Here is a 16,274-nt window from a genome sequence, read left to right as displayed (position 1 = left end):
CGCTCGCGAGCGGCGCGCTCAGGCGTCGTCCGTGGGCCAGTCGTCCGTGGACCAGACGTCCGCGAGCGCGGCGCGTACGTCGCTGAGGAGCTGCGGCAGCGCCTTCGTCTTGGCGATGATGGGCAGGAAGTTCGCATCCTGCACCCAGCGCGGAACGATGTGCTGGTGCAGGTGCGCCGCGATTCCGGCACCGGCCACCGCGCCCTGATTCATGCCGATGTTGAAGCCGTCGTTGCGCGAGACCTGACGGATGACGCGCATGGCCGTCTGGGTAAGGCTCCCGATCTCCGCGACCTCCTCGGCCGTCGCTTCGTCGTAGGTCGCGATGTGCCGGTACGGGCAGACCAGCAGGTGACCGCTGTTGTACGGGAACAAGTTGAGCAGCGCGTAGGCGTACACGCCGCGGGCGACGATCAGGGCGTCCTCGTCGTTCAGGCTGGGCGCGACGCAGAACGGGCAGTCGTCTTGGCCCGGCTGCTGACCGTGCTGGATGTAGACCATCCGGTGCGGGGTCCACAGCCGCTGGAACTCGTCCGGAACCCCGGCGAGGTGCGATGGGTCGTCCACGCGCACCGGTTCCGGGTGCGGGGTCTCGTCACCCTCGCCGGCGGGGCCGGCGTAGTCGTCCAGACTCAGGCGGGCCATGCCGTGTCAACCAGCTCGTGGGTCTGGATGCTCGCCACGATCCGCTCGATGGCCTCGTCCACCGCCACGCCGTTCAGCTGGGTGCCGTCGCGGAAGCGGAAGCTCACGGTCCCGGCGCTGGCGTCCTCCTCGCCGACGATCAGCTGGAAGGGCACTTTGGCCTTGGTGTGGGTGCGGATCTTCTTCTGCATCCGGTCGTCGGAGTGGTCGACCTCCGCGCGCACGCCGCGGGCGCGGAGCTGCGCGATCACGTCGTCCAGGAACGGACCGTAGGCGTCGGCGACCGGTATGCCGACGACCTGCGTCGGCGCCAGCCACACCGGGAACGCGCCCGCGTGGTGCTCCAGCAGGATCGCGAAGAACCGCTCGATCGAGCCGAGCAGTGCCCGGTGGATCATCGCGGGCTGCTTGCGGGTGCCGTCGGCCGCGTTGTACTCCAGCTCGAACAGCTCCGGCTGGTTGAAGTCGAGCTGGACGGTGGACAGCTGCCAGGTGCGGCCGATCGCGTCACGCGCCTGCACCGAGATCTTCGGTCCGTAGAACGCCGCGCCGCCCGGGTCGTCCACAAGCTCCAGCCCGGACTCGACAGCGACCTCGCGCAGCGTCTCGGTGGCGGTCTCCCAGCTCTCGTCGCTGCCGACGTACTTCTCCGGGTCTTTGGTGGAGAGTTCCAGGTAGAAGTCGGTCAGACCGTAGCCGCGCAGGGTCTCCAGCACGAACTGGAGCTGACGGGCGAACTCGTCGCGGATCTGCTCCTCGGTCACGTAGATGTGCGCGTCGTCCTGGGTCAGACCGCGCACGCGCGTGAGCCCGGAGAGCGTGCCCGACTTCTCGTAGCGGTACACGGTGCCGAACTCGCTGAGCCGCAGCGGCAGCTCACGATAGCTGCGGCCGCGCGAACGGAAGATGAGGTTGTGCATCGGGCAGTTCATCGGCTTCAGGTAGTAGTCCTGACCCTGACGGGTGACGTTGCCCTCGGCGTCGCGCTCCTCGTCGAGGTGCATGGGCGGGAACATGCCCTCCCGGTACCAGTTGAGGTGCTGGCTGGTCTCGAAGAGGTGCCCCTTGGTGATGTGCGGCGTGTTCACCATCTCGTAGCCGTTCGCGATCAGCCGATCGCGCATGTAGTCCTCGATCTCCTTGCGGATGATGCCGCCCTTGGGGTGGAACACCGCCAGCCCGGAGCCGATCTCGTCTGGGAAGCTGAACAGGTCCAGCTCCACACCGAGCTTGCGGTGGTCGCGTTTGGCGGCCTCCTCCATGCGGGTCTGGTACGCGCGCAGTTCGTCCTTGCTCGGCCAGGCGGTGCCGTAGATGCGCTGCAGCTGCGGGTTCTTCTCCGACCCGCGCCAGTAGGCCGCCGCCACGCGGGTGAGCGCCCAGCCGTTGCCGATCATGCGGGTGTTCGGCAGATGCGGACCGCGGCAGAGGTCTTTCCAGATCGTCTCGCCGGTCTTGGGGTCGACATTGTCGTAGATGGTCAGCTCGCCGGAACCGACCTCGACGGACTCCTCGCCGCCGACCTCAGCGGACTCGGCGTCCGACCCCTTGAGGCCGATCAGCTCCAGCTTGTAGGGCTCGCCGGCCAGCTCCGCCCGCGCCTCCTCGTCGGTGACCACCCGGCGGACGAACCGCTGGCCCGCACGCTGGATGCGCGACATCTCCTTGTCGAGCGCCTTCAGGTCCTCCGGAGTGAAGGGCTCGGCGACATCGAAGTCGTAGTAGAAGCCGTCCGCGATGGGCGGGCCGATGCCGAGCTTCGCCTCGGGATTGACCGTCTGCACCGCCTGGGCGAGCACGTGCGCGGTGGAGTGGCGCAGGATGGCGAGACCGTCGGGAGAGTAGATGGTGACCGGTTCGACGACGTCGGTCGTCGTGACGATGGTCGCGAGATCCTTCAGCTCACCGTTGACGCGCATCGCAACAACGGAACGGTCGGTGAAGAACTCGAAGCCGTCGGCCACCTGATCCACTCCTAAGAGGTCATGTCGAAAGGGATGTGTCAACTCTAACCGGAATGCCCTCGCCGCCCGAGCGCGGAGGCCCGCCTGCGGAGGACTCGGGATGCGGGGCATACAGCCGGTGCGGCTCGGCCCGCTCGCGGAACGCGGCGAGCCCGTCACTCCAGCCCGCGGCGATCGCCTCAGGCGGGAGCCCCGCCGCCAGCGACCGGCGCACACTCGCCGTGCCCGTGAGCCGGTCGATCCAGGGGACCGTCTCCGCCGGCCCGCCGCCGGACGGCAACAGGTCGGTCTCCTCGCGCCAGCCGACGCCCGGCCGCTCGGCGAGCGCCTGAACCAGGTGGAGTCCGGTCCGGAGCCCGTCGAAGGTGTCCGGTGCGGTGAGGTGCAGCTGAACGCCTCCGCACACCAGCCCGGACTGCTTGCCCGACGCCGGGGTCGCCATCATCGCCCGGAAGAGCACGCCCGGGAGCCGGCGCGCTTCAGTTCGTCCGCCAGCGCGACCGCAGCGAGCTCGTCGAGAGCGGAGTGGCCCGCCCACCGGAACGGCACGGTGGTGCCGCGCCCTTCGGAGGCGTCGAGCGCTTCGATCAGGCCGGTTCCGGGGTACGCCCAGGCGGTCTCCCGAGTGGGGAGGTTCGGCGACGGCGGAACCCACGGCAGGCCGTAGCCGTCGAGGTGGCGCGCCGGGTCGTAGCCGGACATCCGCACGACGTGCAGAGCGGGTGGACGCGGGAGGAACTCCCCCGCGAACAGCGTCGCCAGCTCCCCCACCGTGAGGCCGTGCCGCAGCGGGATCTCCCGCAGCCCGACGAACGAGGCCAGAGCGGGTTCGAGCACCGGTCCGTCCATGCGGTCGCCGAGCGGGTTGGGCCGATCGAGCACGATCACCTCGACCCCGGCCTCCCCCGCCGCCTCCATCGCGAGGTACAGCGTCCAGATGTAGGTGTAGAAGCGCACGCCGACATCCTGGATGTCGAACAGCAGCGCATCCACGTCGCTCAGCATCCGCGGAGTGGGGCGCTGGGTCTCGCCGTAGAGCGACCACACCGTGAGGCCGGTGCGCGCGTCGCGGTGGCTCGAGATGTCCGCGCCCGTCGGAGCGCCGCCGAGGATGCCGTGCTCCGGCGCGTAGAGGGCCGTGAGAGTGTAGCCGCCGCTGGGCTAGCCGGCGACGAGCCGGTCCACGGTGTGCCGCAGCTGCGCATCCACCCCGGTCGGGTTGGTGATGAGGCCGATACGCTTTCCCGACAGGCGGGCGAACTCGTCCGGGTCCTCGAACAGGCGCTCCACCCCCAGCCGGAAGGCGGACGGACCGAGAGCTGCGGATGAAGCGGGTGATGCCATGACGAGCAGTATGACGCGCCGATCTCCGACCGCAAAATCAGCTCCGGACCAGCCGCCTGCGCAGCGGCGAGAGGCAGACAGCAACCCCGGAACCGGAAGCCGATCCTGTGCCCTGAGACCAGGATGCGTACCGAGCAGCCTGTGCGCGGGGGCATGGGGGCTCGGTGGGGGTTGACGGAAAAATACCCGATTTCACCGGGGATTCTCTCTGTGGGCGATACTGGGATCGAACCAGTGACCTCTTCCGTGTCAGGGAAGCGCGCTACCGCTGCGCCAATCGCCCAGAACCTGTTCTCACAGGACCGAGGTGGATACGGGATTCGAACCCGTGTATACGGCTTTGCAGGCCGCTGCCTCGCCTCTCGGCCAATCCACCGAACGCCACAACACGGGTAAACCGTACCGTATGTGAGAAGCCCAGGATACAAATATCCTGGACCGACTCGAGCGGATGACGAGACTCGAACTCGCGACCCTCACCTTGGCAAGGTGATGCGCTACCAACTGCGCTACATCCGCATTGCGTTCCACAGTCTCCTGCGGCACTTGAACGACTTTAGCCGATCCTCAGCCCGATGACAAAACCAGCCACGGCGTCCGGGTGTGTCGCGCTCGGCACGTCCGTACGACCGCGCCCGATGTGCGTTCAGGCCGCGCGGTCGGCTAGGATCGAATCTCGCAGCCGGTCTTCCGGGTGCGAACAAACGGGCGATTGGCGCAGTTGGTAGCGCGCTTCCTTCACACGGAAGAGGTCATCGGTTCGAGTCCGGTATCGCCCACCACACAGAGAGGCCTTCCGCTGCTGGGAAGGAGGCCTTTTCGCCGCCGCCATAGCGAAGCCTCGCTCTCATCGTCGCGCACCCCCGGGCACACCGCCGACATGCTGGCGGATGCGATCACGTCCGCTCCCGAGACGCTGAAACGGCGCATAAGGCGCTCACCGAGGGCAGCTTCACCGAGGAACGGAAACGCCTTCCACTACTGGACGACCTCAGAATCGCGCACGCCCGGCTCACCGAGGCAGGCGGATCGGCGCGGAGCAGGCGATACGCAACGGTATGACCCAGTCCGCTACTGAGCATCGCTTGAGCGTAAGCAACGCCACGGCCAACGAATGGTGGCACACCCGTTGCACGAGGAGACGCTGACGCCACTGCCAGCGGTCGAGGAACTCGGCAAGAAGTGACCCGCGAGCAACGGCAACGTTCGCTACGCACAGTCAGAGATGACCCGGTCGATCCACTCTCGTCTCGGCAACTCGACGATCTGAGAGCGTGTGAACCATCCGAGTTCCAGCAGTTCGTCCAGGTCCGGCTCTGCGGCGTCGAGGAGACGACACTCATACGCCGTGGTGACATAGGCCACCCGATCGCCATTGGGATACTGAACCATCATCGATGGACCGCCGTATGCGCCCACGATTCCGTGGACATCTATGTGAGCACCGGTCTCTTCCCACATCTCCCGGATGACGGCGTCCAGCGGTTCTTCCCCCGGTTCCACGGCCCCACCGATCAAGCTCCAGAGACCGGAGTTCGCGTGACGAACCAGCAGGAAGCGGTCAGCGTCGCGGATCACTGCCGTGACCCCCGGTAACTGGAGCAGATCGTTCCCGATCCGCATCCGGATCGACTCGACGTAGTCAGACCGTGGCATGTTGGGAGCTTAGCCGCTGGTCGCTAACCGATCAGGCCGGCTCATGGAGCACGCGAGTTCCGCGACGTTTCCCTGCTCCCCCGGGCACCACCAGGGCGAGCTTGAACTCGAACGAGTACGACGGCTTCGTCGGTTTGATCGCCAAAGCCCCTACGCCACGGATGCGCACGGGTCCGTTCAGAGCGGGGGCTTTCTCTTTCGGCGATCCTTACGCTCCGTGACGCGGACACTCGCGTCTGGACGGCCGCTGCGGCAGCCTGTGACTATGGCTTTCCATCCCGCCCGCCCGCTGGAGCAGCTCTTCGCGACGCGATCGAGCATCAAGTGGCGCCGCTACCCCGCGGACGTCCTGCCGATGTTCGTGGCGGAGATGGACTTCGATGTCGAGCAGGCCATCCTGGATCGGGTGGTGGAGGCGTTGCGGAACTCGGACACGGGCTACCTCGATTCGGCCGGGCTGCTCGCGCCGGCATTCGCCGACTTCGCATGGAACTCCTGGTGCTGGGAGGTGGACCCGGAATGGGTGCGTCTGGCCACAGACGTGACGGTCGGCGTCGTCGAGACGCTGCGGCTCGCGCTGCCGGAGACCGGCGGCCGGGTCCTCATCACACCCCCGGTGTACCCTCCGTTCTTCGAGATGATCGAGGAGGCGAACGCGATCGCGGTCACCGTCCCGCTGCGCGAGGACGCCGACTGGACCCTGGACCTAGGCGCGATCGAGGCGGCGTTCGCTGCCGGGGTGGATGCTTTCCTCCTCTGCAACCCGCACAACCCGACCGGCCGATGTCACAGCCAGGCGGCTTTGGAGACGGTCGCCCGCCTCGTCGCAGGCTACGGCGTCCTGGTGGTGAGCGATGAGGTACACGCGCCGCTGGCCCACCCCAGCGCCCGCTTCGCCCCGTTCGCGCCCGTCGCCCGCGCCGCAGGCGCCCGGGCGGTCACCGTGACCTCCGCGAGCAAGGCGTGGAACCTGGCCGGACTCAAGTGCGCGGTCGTCGTCGCCGCGGAGACGGCGACCGCCACGTTGCTGACGCAGCTGCCGGAGGAGGTCGCGGCGCGCACCAGCATCCTGGGCCTGCACGCCAATGTCGCCGCGCTCTCGTGTCTGGGCTGGCGCGATGCGCTCATGGAACGGGTGGTCGCGAACGTGGGGCTCCTGGAGTCCGAGCTGGCCGTGTACGCACCGTCGGTCCGCGCAGTGCGGCCCGACGCCGGCTATCTGGCGTGGCTCGACTTCCGCTCGACCGGGCTCGGGGACGACCCGGCGAGGAGGCTGATCGAGGAGGGGCGGGTCGCGCTCAATTCGGGGATCGCGTTCGGCGAACAAGGGCACGGCTTCGCGCGGATCAACCTCGCGTGCGAGCCCACGACGTTGTGGAGGCCGTGCGGCGGTTGCGCGAGCTGGGGGAAACGGTCGGCGTGCGCCGCCCAGTCGAAGCGGCCGGCGTCCACCACCGCTCCCCCGATCACCGAGCCGTGCCCGGCGAGCCATTTGGAGGTCGAGTGGATGACGATGTCCGCGCCGTCCTCGATCGGACGCCACAGGTAGGGGGTCGGGACGGTGTTGTCCACGATCAACGGCACCCCGGCGGTGTGCGCGAGCCTGGCGAGGCGTGCGATGTCGGTCACCTGGTTCAGCGGGTTCGGGAGCGTCTCGGTGTAGACGGCCTTGGTCTGCGGGCGGAACCGTGCCAGCCACTCCTCATCTCCGGCCTCGTCGGCGACGTACTCGACGGCGATGCCCTGCCGTTTGAGGACCCCGCGGAACATCTCCCGCGTCCCCTCGTAGAGCGAACGGGTCACCAGGATGTGATCGCCGGCCTCCGCGAGCGCCGAGATCGCGGCGACGATGGCGGCCTGCCCGCTGGCGACGACGATCCCGTCGACACCGCCCTCCAGATCGGCCAGGCGGCGGCCGGCGACCGCATTGGTGGGGTTCTCGTTGCGCGAGTAGGTCCGGCCGCCCCGGCCGGCGAAGCGGTCCTCGCCATCCGCGAAGTCGTCGAAGACATAGCCGGCGGTCTGATAGATCGGGGTGACACGCGCGTTCGTCTCGGTGTCGACTACGGCTCCGGCATGGATCTGGCGGGTCTCGAAGTCGAGCGGACAGTCCTCAGGCATGCGACAACTGTAGTGAGAAGGGGAGGCGCGGCGCGCGTCCCGGGTTAACGGTTCGTCATGCGCGACCGGGCTCAGCCGTCGCAGTGCGGGGCCGGAGGCTCGCGATCGCGTTCCGGGCGTTTGACGCCGGAGCGGACCCGGGTGAGCCCGATCGTGAGCCGCAGCACCAGCGCGAGTCCGGCCGAGACGAGGAAAACGCCGATGAGCACCGAGAGGCCGGCGACCGCCTGGGCCATGAACAGGTCGAAGTTGCCGCTGTCCACCATCCCTGCGCCGCTGGCGAAGAGCCCGGGGAAGAGCAGGCCGACCAGGCTGGCGACCGTCGCGATGACAATGACCGTCATGGCGACCCCGAGCCGGGCGCGCGCGGCCAGATCGACCATCGTGGCGCAGGCGAGAGCCGCGAGAGCGCCGAGCAGCAACGACCAGCCGAGGGTGAGGACGCCCGAGCCCGCGGTAACGGCCACCAGACCGGAGAGAGCGCCGCAGAACGCGCTGGCGATCGTCGGGCGGCGCAGGAAGACCCGGTCGACCAGCAGCCACATGAGGCAGCCGCCCGCCGCCGCGAGGAACGAGTTGACGACGATGAGCGCGGTGTAGGAGTCGACCGCGCCCTCCGAAGCGGCGGTGAGCCCGAACCAGCCGGCGAGGAGGAGAGCGCCGCCGATCGCGACGAGCCGGAGGTGGCGCGCTCCGGGTGCGATATGCTCGCCCCGGCCGCACGCCAGGAGGACCCCCGCGGCGGAAGCGCCCGCCGCGAGCACCAGCAGCGCGCCGCCGAAGTTGATCGCTCCCAGGCCCGCGACCGCCCAGCCGTCGCTCAGCGCCAGCGCCCCGTAGCCGACCGGAGCGAGAACGAGCGCCGACCACAGCACCGCGAACAGCAGCCACGCGCGCAGCGTGATCCGGGAGGCCACCGCCACTCCCAGCAGGGAGGTCGCGACCGCGCAGAGCGCGAGAGCCGACCCGGCCCGCGCGAGACCGTAGACGCCCTGCTTCGCGGCGGCGACGAGCCACGGGTCGGGATGGCCGAGCAGGTGCGGCACGAGGGCCCGACCGGTGACCATCCCGAAACCGCCCGCGACACCGAGGAGAACGACGACCGCGGTCCCGGTGAGACCGAATAGAACGGCGCGTGCGACGCCCTGGCGACCGCCGAGACCTCCGCTGAGGAAGCCGAGACTGGGGACGGCCAGCAGCGTCAGGGCCCCGAAGACGAGGAGAAGCAGCGCGTCCACCTGCTGACTGGTCGCTGCCATCACGCTCCTTAGCCGCCCACTTTGCGCAAGCACCACCTTAGCGGCGTGGGCCCACGAAAGAGGCAGGCCTGGCGATGCGAACGAAGCAGTCCGGCGCCCGTGGTCGCGACCGGCGGGCTGTCACCGCGCCGTCGCCCCCCCGAGAGGCCCTCCACGGGAAGAGCTCTCTCTCCCGGTCCGGGGCGACGGCCGGCCGCCCTGATGTGCGCCCCCGTCTCAGACGGTCTCGAGCGAGTACCCCTCCTCGCCGTGGACGACCGTGTCGACACCGGCGAGTTCGTCCTCGTTCTTGATCCGGAAGCCCATCGTCCGCTGAATGACAGAGCCGATCACGAAGGCCAGGACGAAGGAGTAGATCAGCACTGCGAAGGCGCCGATCGCCTGCGCGCCCAGCTGCACGAAGCTGCCGCCGTAGAGCAGACTGGAGAACGGCTTGGAGGCGTCGCCGTCGATGTGGGTGAAGCCGAAGAAGCCGATCCACAGCGTTCCGATCAGACCGCCGATGAGGTGGATGCCGACCACGTCGAGCGAGTCGTCGAAACCGAGTTTGAACTTCAGGTCCACCGCGATCGCACACACCGCACCGGCGACGAGACCGAGCAGGATGGCCCAGAACGGCGTCAGGATGTTGCATGCCGGAGTGATCGCGACCAGACCGGCGACCGCACCCGATGCCGCCCCGATCGAGGTGGGCTTGCCGTCCTTGACCTTCTCGACCACGAGCCAGCCGATCGTCGCGGCGGCCGGAGCGGCCAGCGTGTTGATCCAGGCGAGGGCGGCCACACCGTCCACAGCGGCCTCCGACCCGGCGTTGAAGCCGAACCAACCGAACCACAGGAGCGCAGCGCCAAGGAGGGTGAGCGGCACATTGTGCGGTTTGCTCATCCCTTTCTGGAACCCGACACGTTTGCCGAGCACCAACGCAAGGGCCAGCCCGGCCGCACCGGCGTTGATGTGGACAGCCGTGCCACCGGCGAAGTCGTTGACGTGCAGAACGCTGGCGATCCAGCCCTGAGAGAGGTTGAACACCCAGAACGCGACCGGGAAGTAAACGACCGTCACCCACATGGCGGCGAACACCATCCACGCGCCGAACTTCGCCCGGTCGGCGATCGCGCCGGAGATCAGGGCGACGGTGATGATCGCGAACGTGGCCTGGAACCCGGCGAAGGCGAGCCCGGACAGATCGGGGGTCATCCCGTCCTTGCCCATGAGGCTGCCCAGGAACCAGTCCGGTGCGCCGAGAACGTGCGGGATGAGCGGCGTTCCGAACGCGAGCCCGTACCCGTAGACGACCCAGAGCACGCTCACGATCGCCATCGCGCCGACGCTCATCATCATCATGGACACGACGCTCTTCGCCCGCACCATGCCGCCGTAGAAGAAAGCGACGCCCGGGGTCATCAGCAGAACGAGGGCTGCGGCCACGAGCAGCCACAGGGAGTTGACGGTCCCTGCCTCTGCGTAGTCCGCTGCTGTGTGAAACACCATGTGAATCCCAACCTCTCTGTGCAATGCCCGGCGGGAGGAATTCCCGTTATCGAGGGCGCTTCGGGTTGTCGCCAGTCTCGCCGCGTCGCGTTTCGGGGGTCGCATCCCCGTGTTTCGGGTCTGTTACGAGCGGCCGATGAGTGTAAACAGTCTGTTTCGGGGAGAGGGGAGCGGACTCCGGATCCGGCGGGAGACTCCCCGAACCGCTCTACGCCGCCGGCGGCAGCTCCCCCGCCGTCAGCGCGATCAACCGGGAGACCGAGCGCAGGTACTTCTTCCGGTATCCCCCGCCAAGCATCTCATCGTCGAAGACTTCGCTGAGCGGGACACCGGTCTGAAGGAGGGGGATCTCCGCGTCGTAAACCCGGTCGATGAACGCCACCAGACGCAGGGCAGCCATCTGGTCGTGCAGCACGGTCACATCGGAGAGGCCGATGACGTCCACGCCCTCCAGCATCTTGATGTACCGGGAGGGGTGGACGGTCGCCAGGTGAGTGATGAGGCCGTCGAACGAGTCGTTCGTCGCGGTCTCGCCGCGGGCGGTGAGCGCTCCGAGCGCTCGGCCGTACTCGTCGGCGGCGAGAGTCGCGGACGAGCCGGCGGTGTCCCGGCGGCGGTAGTCGAGGCCGTCGATGCGGAGGATCTGGAAATGGGCGGAGAGCGACTGGATCTCGCGGAGGAAGTCGCTGGCGGCGAACCGCCCCTCGCCGAGGGCGTTGGGCGGAGTGTTGGACGTGGCGGCGATGCGGGTGCCGGACGCGACGAGCTCGCCGAGCATCCGGGTCATCATCATGGTGTCGCCCGGGTCGTCGAGCTCGAACTCGTCGATGCAGAGGAGGTCCGAGCCGCGCAGCAGCTGGACAGCGCCGGCGTAGCCCAGGGCGCCGACCAGCGCGGTGTACTCGATGAAGGTGCCGAAGTACTTGGGGCCGGGGGCCTCGTGCCAGATCGCCGCGAGAAGGTGGGTCTTGCCGACGCCGAAGCCGCCGTCGAGGTAGACGCCGGGTTCCGTCGGGGCGATCTTCTTGCGGCTCCGGCTGAAGAGGCCGGCCGGGGGCTGCGGCTCCCACGACGTGGCGAACAGTTTGAGGGCCGCCACGGCCCCGGACTGCGACGGATAGCTGCGGTCGGGACGGTACGAGTCGAAGCTCGCGCGCTCGAACTGGGAGGGCGGGACCAGGCTGGACACGATCTCGGCGCCGGTGATCTGCGGCGAACGGTCCGCGAGGCGGGGCAGCGAACCGGTCGTCTCGAGCGTCATAGGGGATGCGCACCTTTTGCGTCGAAGTTGGAAAGGGATCGTCCCGCAACCCGCCACGGCCGCGTAGCCTGGGAAGGCTTCCCTTCAGTCGCAGGGTTTCAGCTTATCCCGGAGGAGGAACCGCATGTCCATCGGTGCCGACCCGTCGCCCGCGTTCGCCGGCTACGCCCACCCCAAGCGCCTGGTCTCCACGGAGTGGCTGGCCGCACAGCTGGGCGCACCGGGCCTCGTCGTGGTGGAGTCGGACGAGGACGTGCTTCTCTATGAGACCGGCCACATCCCGGGCGCGATGAAGCTCGATTGGCACACGGACCTCAACGACCCGGTCATCCGGGACTACGTCTCCCCGGAGCGCTTCGCGGAACTGCTCGGCTCGAAGGGGATCGCCCGCGACACAACGGTCGTCGTCTACGGCGACAAGAGCAACTGGTGGGCCGCCTACGCTCTGTGGGTGTTCACGCTCTTCGGTCACGAGGACGTTCGCCTCCTCGACGGCGGCCGCGACAAATGGATCGCCGAGGGCCGGGAGCTCACCCGTGAGGCCACGGCGCCGCAACCGGCCGAGTACCCGGTGGTGAAACGGGACGACACCCGCGTCCGCACCTTCAAGGACGACGTGCTCGCCCACCGGGGCAAGCCGCTGATCGACGTCCGCTCGCCCGAGGAGTACAGCGGCGAGCGCACCGAGATCCCCGGCTATCCGGCCGAGGGAGCGCTCCGTGCCGGTCACATCCCGTCCGCCGCCTCCGTGCCGTGGGGGCGCGCCGCCGCACCGGACGCCACTTTCAAGCGCCGTCCCGAGCTGGAGGCCCTCTACCTCGGCGAGGCCGGTCTGACGCCGGGCGATGAGGTGATCGTGTACTGCCGCATCGGCGAGCGTTCCAGCCACACCTGGTTCGTCCTGACGCACCTGCTCGGGTTCGAGAGCGTCCGCAACTACGACGGTTCGTGGACGGAGTGGGGTTCGGCGGTGCGCGTGCCGATCGTGATGGGCTCCGAACCGGGCGGTGGCCGATGACCGAGCTGAGCGGGACGCTGGCGGGCATCCGCGACGACTTTCAGGCGCTGGAGCAGAGCGAGCGCCTGCAACTGTTGCTGGAGTTCTCCGACGGGCTGCCCGAGCTGCCGGAGCGCTATCGGGGCCATCCCGATCTGCTGGAACGGGTGGAAGAGTGCCAGTCGCCGGTCTTCATCTTCGTCGAGGTGGATGCGGACGGCATCGTTCAGCTTCACGCCACCGTGCCGCCGGAGGCGCCGACGACGCGGGGGTTCACCTCCATCCTCGTCCAGGGTCTCGCGGGTCTGACCGCAGCCGAGGCGCTCGCGGTGCCGGATGACTTCCCGGGCACGCTCGGGCTCACACAGGCGGTCTCGCCGCTGCGCATCCACGGGATGTCGGCCCTGCTCAGCCACACGGAACGGCAGGTGCGGGAGAAGCTCGCGGCACGGACCTGACGGCGGCCGGCTCAGCGCTCCGCCAGCCACGCCCGGATCGCGGCGCTCCACTTCTCTTCGTCGTAGTTCCACAGTTTGGTGTGGAGCGCTGTGTGGAAGGGCACGAAGGTCACGATGTCGCCGCGGGCGAGGGCGAGGGAGGCCGTAGCCGGCACGAATCCATCGTCGCTGCTGTGCAGGATGAGGGTGGGCAGGGTCAGGTCCACCGCACGGGCCACGAAATCCATGCTTTTCAGGTCGATCGGGGCACCGAGCCCGGTGACCGGCCCGGCCCAAGGGGACTCGATGAGGCGGAGCGCTCCTTGCGTGATCGCGTCCGGCAGGCGGAGCAGGGCGGCCTGGAACTCAAGCGTGTCGACCCAGTCGACCACGGGGGACTCCAGGATGAGCCCGCTGACGAGACCGAGCTCAGCGGAGCGGGTGGCCGCCTGCAGCACGACCGCGCCGCCCATCGACCAGCCCATCAGAACGATGGAGCGTGCCCCGTGGTCCGCCGCGTACCGGATCGCAGCCTCGATGTCCCGCTACTCGGTCCCGCCCAGCCCATAGCGGCGGTCGGCGCTGTCGGGGGCGTCGCCGTCGTTGCGGTAGGAGGCCAGCAGGCTGGTGTAGCCGGCGGTGTGGAAGACCGGGACGGCGCGCAGACCTTCCTGGCGGCTGGCGCCCCAGCCGTGAACCTGGATGACCCAGCGGCCGTCTCCCTGTGCGTCGCCGTCGCTGCCCGGGGCGGGGAAGAGCCAGGCGGGCGCTTCGCCGAGCTCCGTCTCGATGGCGACGCTCGCGACGGTCAGCCCCTGATCCGGGCGCGGCCCGGCTTCAGCTCGCCGAATTCGACGCGCTCGACCTCCCGGACGACACGGTCCCCCTCCGCGACCAGGACGCCGCCCACCTTCGCGTAGCCGGACTCGTCCCCGAACCACAGGCCGAACCGTCCCGGCATCGACCCGTCTGGCGTCGCACTCAGGGTCAGTGTGCCGGCGGGCTCGTCCACGGTGCGGACGGTCTCGCGCTGCGGGCGCCGCCGCACCGGTGTGATCACGGTGCGCGCGAGGCGCGCCGCCAGGAGCGCTGCCCCCGCCGCCGTGAGGAGGGCGAGCCCGCCCGCCGCCGCGGCCGTCCAGCCGAGCGCCCGTCCGACTCCCCCGCGCCGCTCGCTTCTCATGCGGCAAGCGTAGCCGCGCGTTCCGGGCCGGACCCTCAGGACATCCTCAGGCGGCGTGCCTTACCCCTCCGCACCGGCAAAGGCTTCTAGTGTTCGTAGCGTGTCGACTCCACCCTCTGCCCCGCGAACGCCCGCGGCGTTCGCTGCCGCACTGGACTCGGTCCGCGCCGTCGAGGCCCGCGCAGAGCTGGTGATCGGCGAGATCCCGGCGCCGGCGCAGCTGGCTCCGTTCGCGGTCGCACTCGCCGCCGACGTGCGGCCGGCACGGCACGGCGACGACTCGGATCTCGGCATCGGGCGGTTCATCCTCCTCTACGACCCGGACGAGCCCGAGGCCTGGGGCGGGCCCTTCCGCGTCGTCTGCTTCGCTCAGGCGCCGCTGGAGACAGAGATCGGCCTGGACCCCTTCCTCGCCGATGTCGCCTGGTCGTGGCTCGTGGACGCACTGGATGCCCGCCACGCCCGCTACACCGCGGCGAGCGGAACCGCGACCAAGATCATCTCGACCGGCTTCGGAGAGCTCGCGAAACAGGGCGACGGCGCGCAGATCGAGCTGCGCGCGTCGTGGAGCCCGCAGGAGACCGGCATGGCCGCGCACGTCGAGGGCTGGGGGGAGCTGCTGTGCATGCTCGCCGGGCTCCCGCCAACCGGCGAGGGCGTCAGCCTGCTGAGCACCCGGAGGACGCCGCGTGGCTGAGCACTCCGTCATCGACACTCGCGCCGGCTATCTGTCCGCGGTCGAGGTCATCGCCGCCGGGGACGGGCCGGTCGCCGTGGACGCGGAACGCGCCAGCGGCTTCCGTTACTCCCAGCGCGCCTACCTCATCCAGGTCTTCCGCCGCGGGGCGGGCACCTTCCTGTTCGATCCCCCGGCCATCGGCCGGTTCGACGAGCTGAACGCGGCCATTTCCGGGGACGAATGGGTGCTGCACGCCGCCACGCAAGACCTGACCTGCCTGCGGGAGGTCGGACTCGACCCGGTCACAATCTTCGACACCGAGCTGGCCGCGCGCCTCCTCGGGATGCCGCGGGTCGGACTCGGGACCGTCGTCGAAGAGCTGCTGGGCATCCACCTCACCAAGGAGCACAGCGCGGCCGACTGGTCCACCCGCCCGCTCCCCGGGCCGTGGCTCGAATACGCGGCCCTCGACGTCGAACTGCTGCCCGACCTCCGCGACGCGGTGGCCGGTCTCCTGGACGCGGCAGACAAGACCGAGATCGCCCGGCAGGAGTTCGAGGACGAGCTGACCCGCGAGCTGACGACGGTGCGCAGCGATCCGTGGCGGCGGCTCTCCGGCATCCACTCGATCCGCGGCGTCCGGAACCTAGCCACCGCACGCGAGCTCTGGCTGAGCCGGGACGCTCTGGCCCGCCAGCTGGACATCGCACCCGGACGCCTGGTTCCGGACGCCGCACTCACCGCTGCGGCGAAGGCGCTGCCCGAAAATAAGCGGGCGCTCGCGGCCCTCCGCGAGTTCACCGGCCGCGCGAGCCGCACTGAGCTGGACCGCTGGTGGGCCGCGGTGGAGGCCGGGCGGACAACGGACGATCTGCCCACGCTCCGAACCGGGGGCGACAGCCTGCCGCCGCCGCGTGCCTGGGCCGACCGGAATCCGGAGGCCGACGCCCGTCTGAAGGGCACCCGGGCCGAACTCGCCACGCTCGCCGAGGAGCGCTCCCTTCCGCTCGAGAACCTGCTGACGCCGGACACGCTACGCCGCGTCGCCTGGGCACCGCCCGTGCCGGTGACGGCCGAGTCGATCGCCGCCGCCCTCGCCTTCCACGGCGCCCGTCCCTGGCAGATCGCGGCGACCTCGCCGGTGATCATCCGCACGTTTGTGGAATCCGCCCAACACAAGAGCGGGGGCCCGGAGACCGTTTCGTAGGAAAGATCGAACGATTCTTCCGGTTCCGCG

16 protein-coding genes, 4 tRNA genes and 1 pseudogene are annotated in these 16,274 nt (G+C 69.3%); 6 read left to right on the top strand and 15 right to left on the bottom strand.

Annotation, left to right across the window (positions count from 1 at the left end; translation table 11 throughout):
- Nucleotides 1–18 precede the first annotated feature (18 nt).
- The 8 genes from LXX_RS05280 to LXX_RS05255 form a co-directional block, all read right to left on the bottom strand.
- A complete protein-coding gene (locus LXX_RS05280) occupies nucleotides 19–645 on the bottom strand; it encodes an HIT family protein (RefSeq protein ID WP_041767443.1) in 627 nt (208 codons plus the stop codon).
- Nucleotides 633–2,609, bottom strand: a complete 1,977-nt coding sequence (thrS, locus tag LXX_RS05275) for a threonine--tRNA ligase (RefSeq protein WP_041767442.1) — start codon at nucleotides 2,607–2,609, stop codon at nucleotides 633–635. Before thrS ends, LXX_RS05280 begins: the two co-directional genes overlap by 13 nt.
- 19 nt (nucleotides 2,610–2,628) lie before the next feature.
- Nucleotides 2,629–3,069 carry an exo-beta-N-acetylmuramidase NamZ domain-containing protein gene (locus tag LXX_RS16185; protein WP_050737855.1) on the bottom strand — a complete coding sequence of 147 codons (441 nt, stop codon included), beginning with the start codon at nucleotides 3,067–3,069 and terminating at the stop codon, nucleotides 2,629–2,631.
- Nucleotides 3,051–3,722, bottom strand: coding sequence for a DUF1343 domain-containing protein (locus tag LXX_RS16180; RefSeq protein ID WP_141692827.1), 672 nt, complete (start codon nucleotides 3,720–3,722; stop codon nucleotides 3,051–3,053). The genes LXX_RS16185 and LXX_RS16180 overlap by 19 nt, the downstream gene beginning before the upstream one ends.
- Nucleotides 3,723–3,770: 48 nt before the next feature.
- The gene (locus LXX_RS14230; protein WP_011185917.1) at nucleotides 3,771–3,953 is read right to left on the bottom strand and encodes a hypothetical protein; all 183 of its coding nucleotides are present in this window, start codon (nucleotides 3,951–3,953) and stop codon (nucleotides 3,771–3,773) included.
- A 211-nt stretch (nucleotides 3,954–4,164) separates the two neighbouring features.
- Nucleotides 4,165–4,236 (bottom strand) — tRNA-Val (locus tag LXX_RS05265).
- A gap of 22 nt (nucleotides 4,237–4,258) precedes the next feature.
- Nucleotides 4,259–4,329: transfer RNA gene (locus LXX_RS05260), tRNA-Cys, on the bottom strand.
- 70 nt (nucleotides 4,330–4,399) lie between these two features.
- Nucleotides 4,400–4,472 (bottom strand) — tRNA-Gly (locus LXX_RS05255).
- Nucleotides 4,473–4,659: 187 nt separating this feature from the next.
- Between LXX_RS05255 and LXX_RS05250 the strand changes: the two genes are divergently transcribed.
- Nucleotides 4,660–4,735 (top strand) — tRNA-Val (locus LXX_RS05250).
- Nucleotides 4,736–5,162: 427 nt separating this feature from the next.
- Here the strand turns inward: LXX_RS05250 and LXX_RS05245 are convergent.
- A complete protein-coding gene (locus LXX_RS05245; protein ID WP_011185916.1) occupies nucleotides 5,163–5,609 on the bottom strand; it encodes an NUDIX domain-containing protein in 447 nt (148 codons plus the stop codon).
- Between the two features lie 265 nt (nucleotides 5,610–5,874).
- Between LXX_RS05245 and LXX_RS05240 the strand changes: the two genes are divergently transcribed.
- Nucleotides 5,875–7,158 (top strand): MalY/PatB family protein, encoded by a 1,284-nt coding sequence (locus tag LXX_RS05240; protein ID WP_068981838.1) that lies wholly within the window; start codon nucleotides 5,875–5,877, stop codon nucleotides 7,156–7,158.
- Here LXX_RS05240 and LXX_RS16655 read toward each other — a convergent pair.
- The 4 genes and pseudogenes from LXX_RS16655 to zapE form a co-directional block, all read right to left on the bottom strand.
- Nucleotides 7,077–7,730 (bottom strand): annotated as a pseudogene (locus LXX_RS16655) (PLP-dependent transferase); the annotation flags it as partial. The gene LXX_RS05240 and the pseudogene LXX_RS16655 overlap by 82 nt on opposite strands.
- Before the next feature lie 71 nt (nucleotides 7,731–7,801).
- A complete protein-coding gene (locus LXX_RS05230) occupies nucleotides 7,802–8,989 on the bottom strand; it encodes an ammonium transporter (RefSeq protein WP_041767437.1) in 1,188 nt (395 codons plus the stop codon).
- A 216-nt stretch (nucleotides 8,990–9,205) separates the two neighbouring features.
- Entirely contained in the window at nucleotides 9,206–10,480 is a 1,275-nt protein-coding gene (locus LXX_RS05225) for an ammonium transporter (RefSeq protein WP_041767435.1), read from the bottom strand.
- Between the two features lie 208 nt (nucleotides 10,481–10,688).
- Nucleotides 10,689–11,741, bottom strand: a complete 1,053-nt coding sequence (zapE, locus tag LXX_RS05220) for a cell division protein ZapE (protein WP_011185913.1) — start codon at nucleotides 11,739–11,741, stop codon at nucleotides 10,689–10,691.
- Between the two features lie 124 nt (nucleotides 11,742–11,865).
- Between zapE and LXX_RS05215 the strand changes: the two genes are divergently transcribed.
- Both LXX_RS05215 and LXX_RS05210 read left to right on the top strand, forming a co-directional pair.
- Nucleotides 11,866–12,759: a sulfurtransferase gene (locus tag LXX_RS05215; protein WP_011185912.1), complete on the top strand. Its 894-nt coding sequence runs from the start codon at nucleotides 11,866–11,868 to the stop codon at nucleotides 12,757–12,759.
- Nucleotides 12,756–13,196, top strand: coding sequence for a SufE family protein (locus tag LXX_RS05210; protein WP_011185911.1), 441 nt, complete (start codon nucleotides 12,756–12,758; stop codon nucleotides 13,194–13,196). Before LXX_RS05215 ends, LXX_RS05210 begins: the two co-directional genes overlap by 4 nt.
- Nucleotides 13,197–13,207: 11 nt before the next feature.
- On the opposite strand, the gene LXX_RS15490 is transcribed toward LXX_RS05210, so the two are convergent.
- On the bottom strand, nucleotides 13,208–13,660 hold the full coding sequence (locus tag LXX_RS15490) for an alpha/beta hydrolase family protein (RefSeq protein WP_256030715.1): 453 nt from the start codon (nucleotides 13,658–13,660) through the stop codon (nucleotides 13,208–13,210).
- 323 nt (nucleotides 13,661–13,983) lie between these two features.
- On the bottom strand, nucleotides 13,984–14,358 hold the full coding sequence (locus tag LXX_RS15485) for a hypothetical protein (protein ID WP_223227730.1): 375 nt from the start codon (nucleotides 14,356–14,358) through the stop codon (nucleotides 13,984–13,986).
- Nucleotides 14,359–14,458: 100 nt separating this feature from the next.
- Here LXX_RS15485 and LXX_RS05200 point away from each other — a divergent pair, with 100 nt between their 5' ends.
- Together LXX_RS05200 and LXX_RS05195 are read left to right on the top strand one after the other, a co-directional pair.
- On the top strand, nucleotides 14,459–15,055 hold the full coding sequence (locus tag LXX_RS05200) for a DUF3000 domain-containing protein (RefSeq protein WP_011185910.1): 597 nt from the start codon (nucleotides 14,459–14,461) through the stop codon (nucleotides 15,053–15,055).
- A complete protein-coding gene (locus LXX_RS05195) occupies nucleotides 15,048–16,244 on the top strand; it encodes an HRDC domain-containing protein (RefSeq protein WP_011185909.1) in 1,197 nt (398 codons plus the stop codon). Before LXX_RS05200 ends, LXX_RS05195 begins: the two co-directional genes overlap by 8 nt.
- Nucleotides 16,245–16,274 lie beyond the last annotated feature (30 nt).

The organism is Leifsonia xyli subsp. xyli str. CTCB07 (assembly GCF_000007665.1).
GTDB classification, from domain to species: domain Bacteria; phylum Actinomycetota; class Actinomycetes; order Actinomycetales; family Microbacteriaceae; genus Leifsonia; species Leifsonia xyli_C.
Note: the sequence above shows the minus strand (reverse complement) of the source record. Positions and strands in the feature narration are given on the sequence as shown.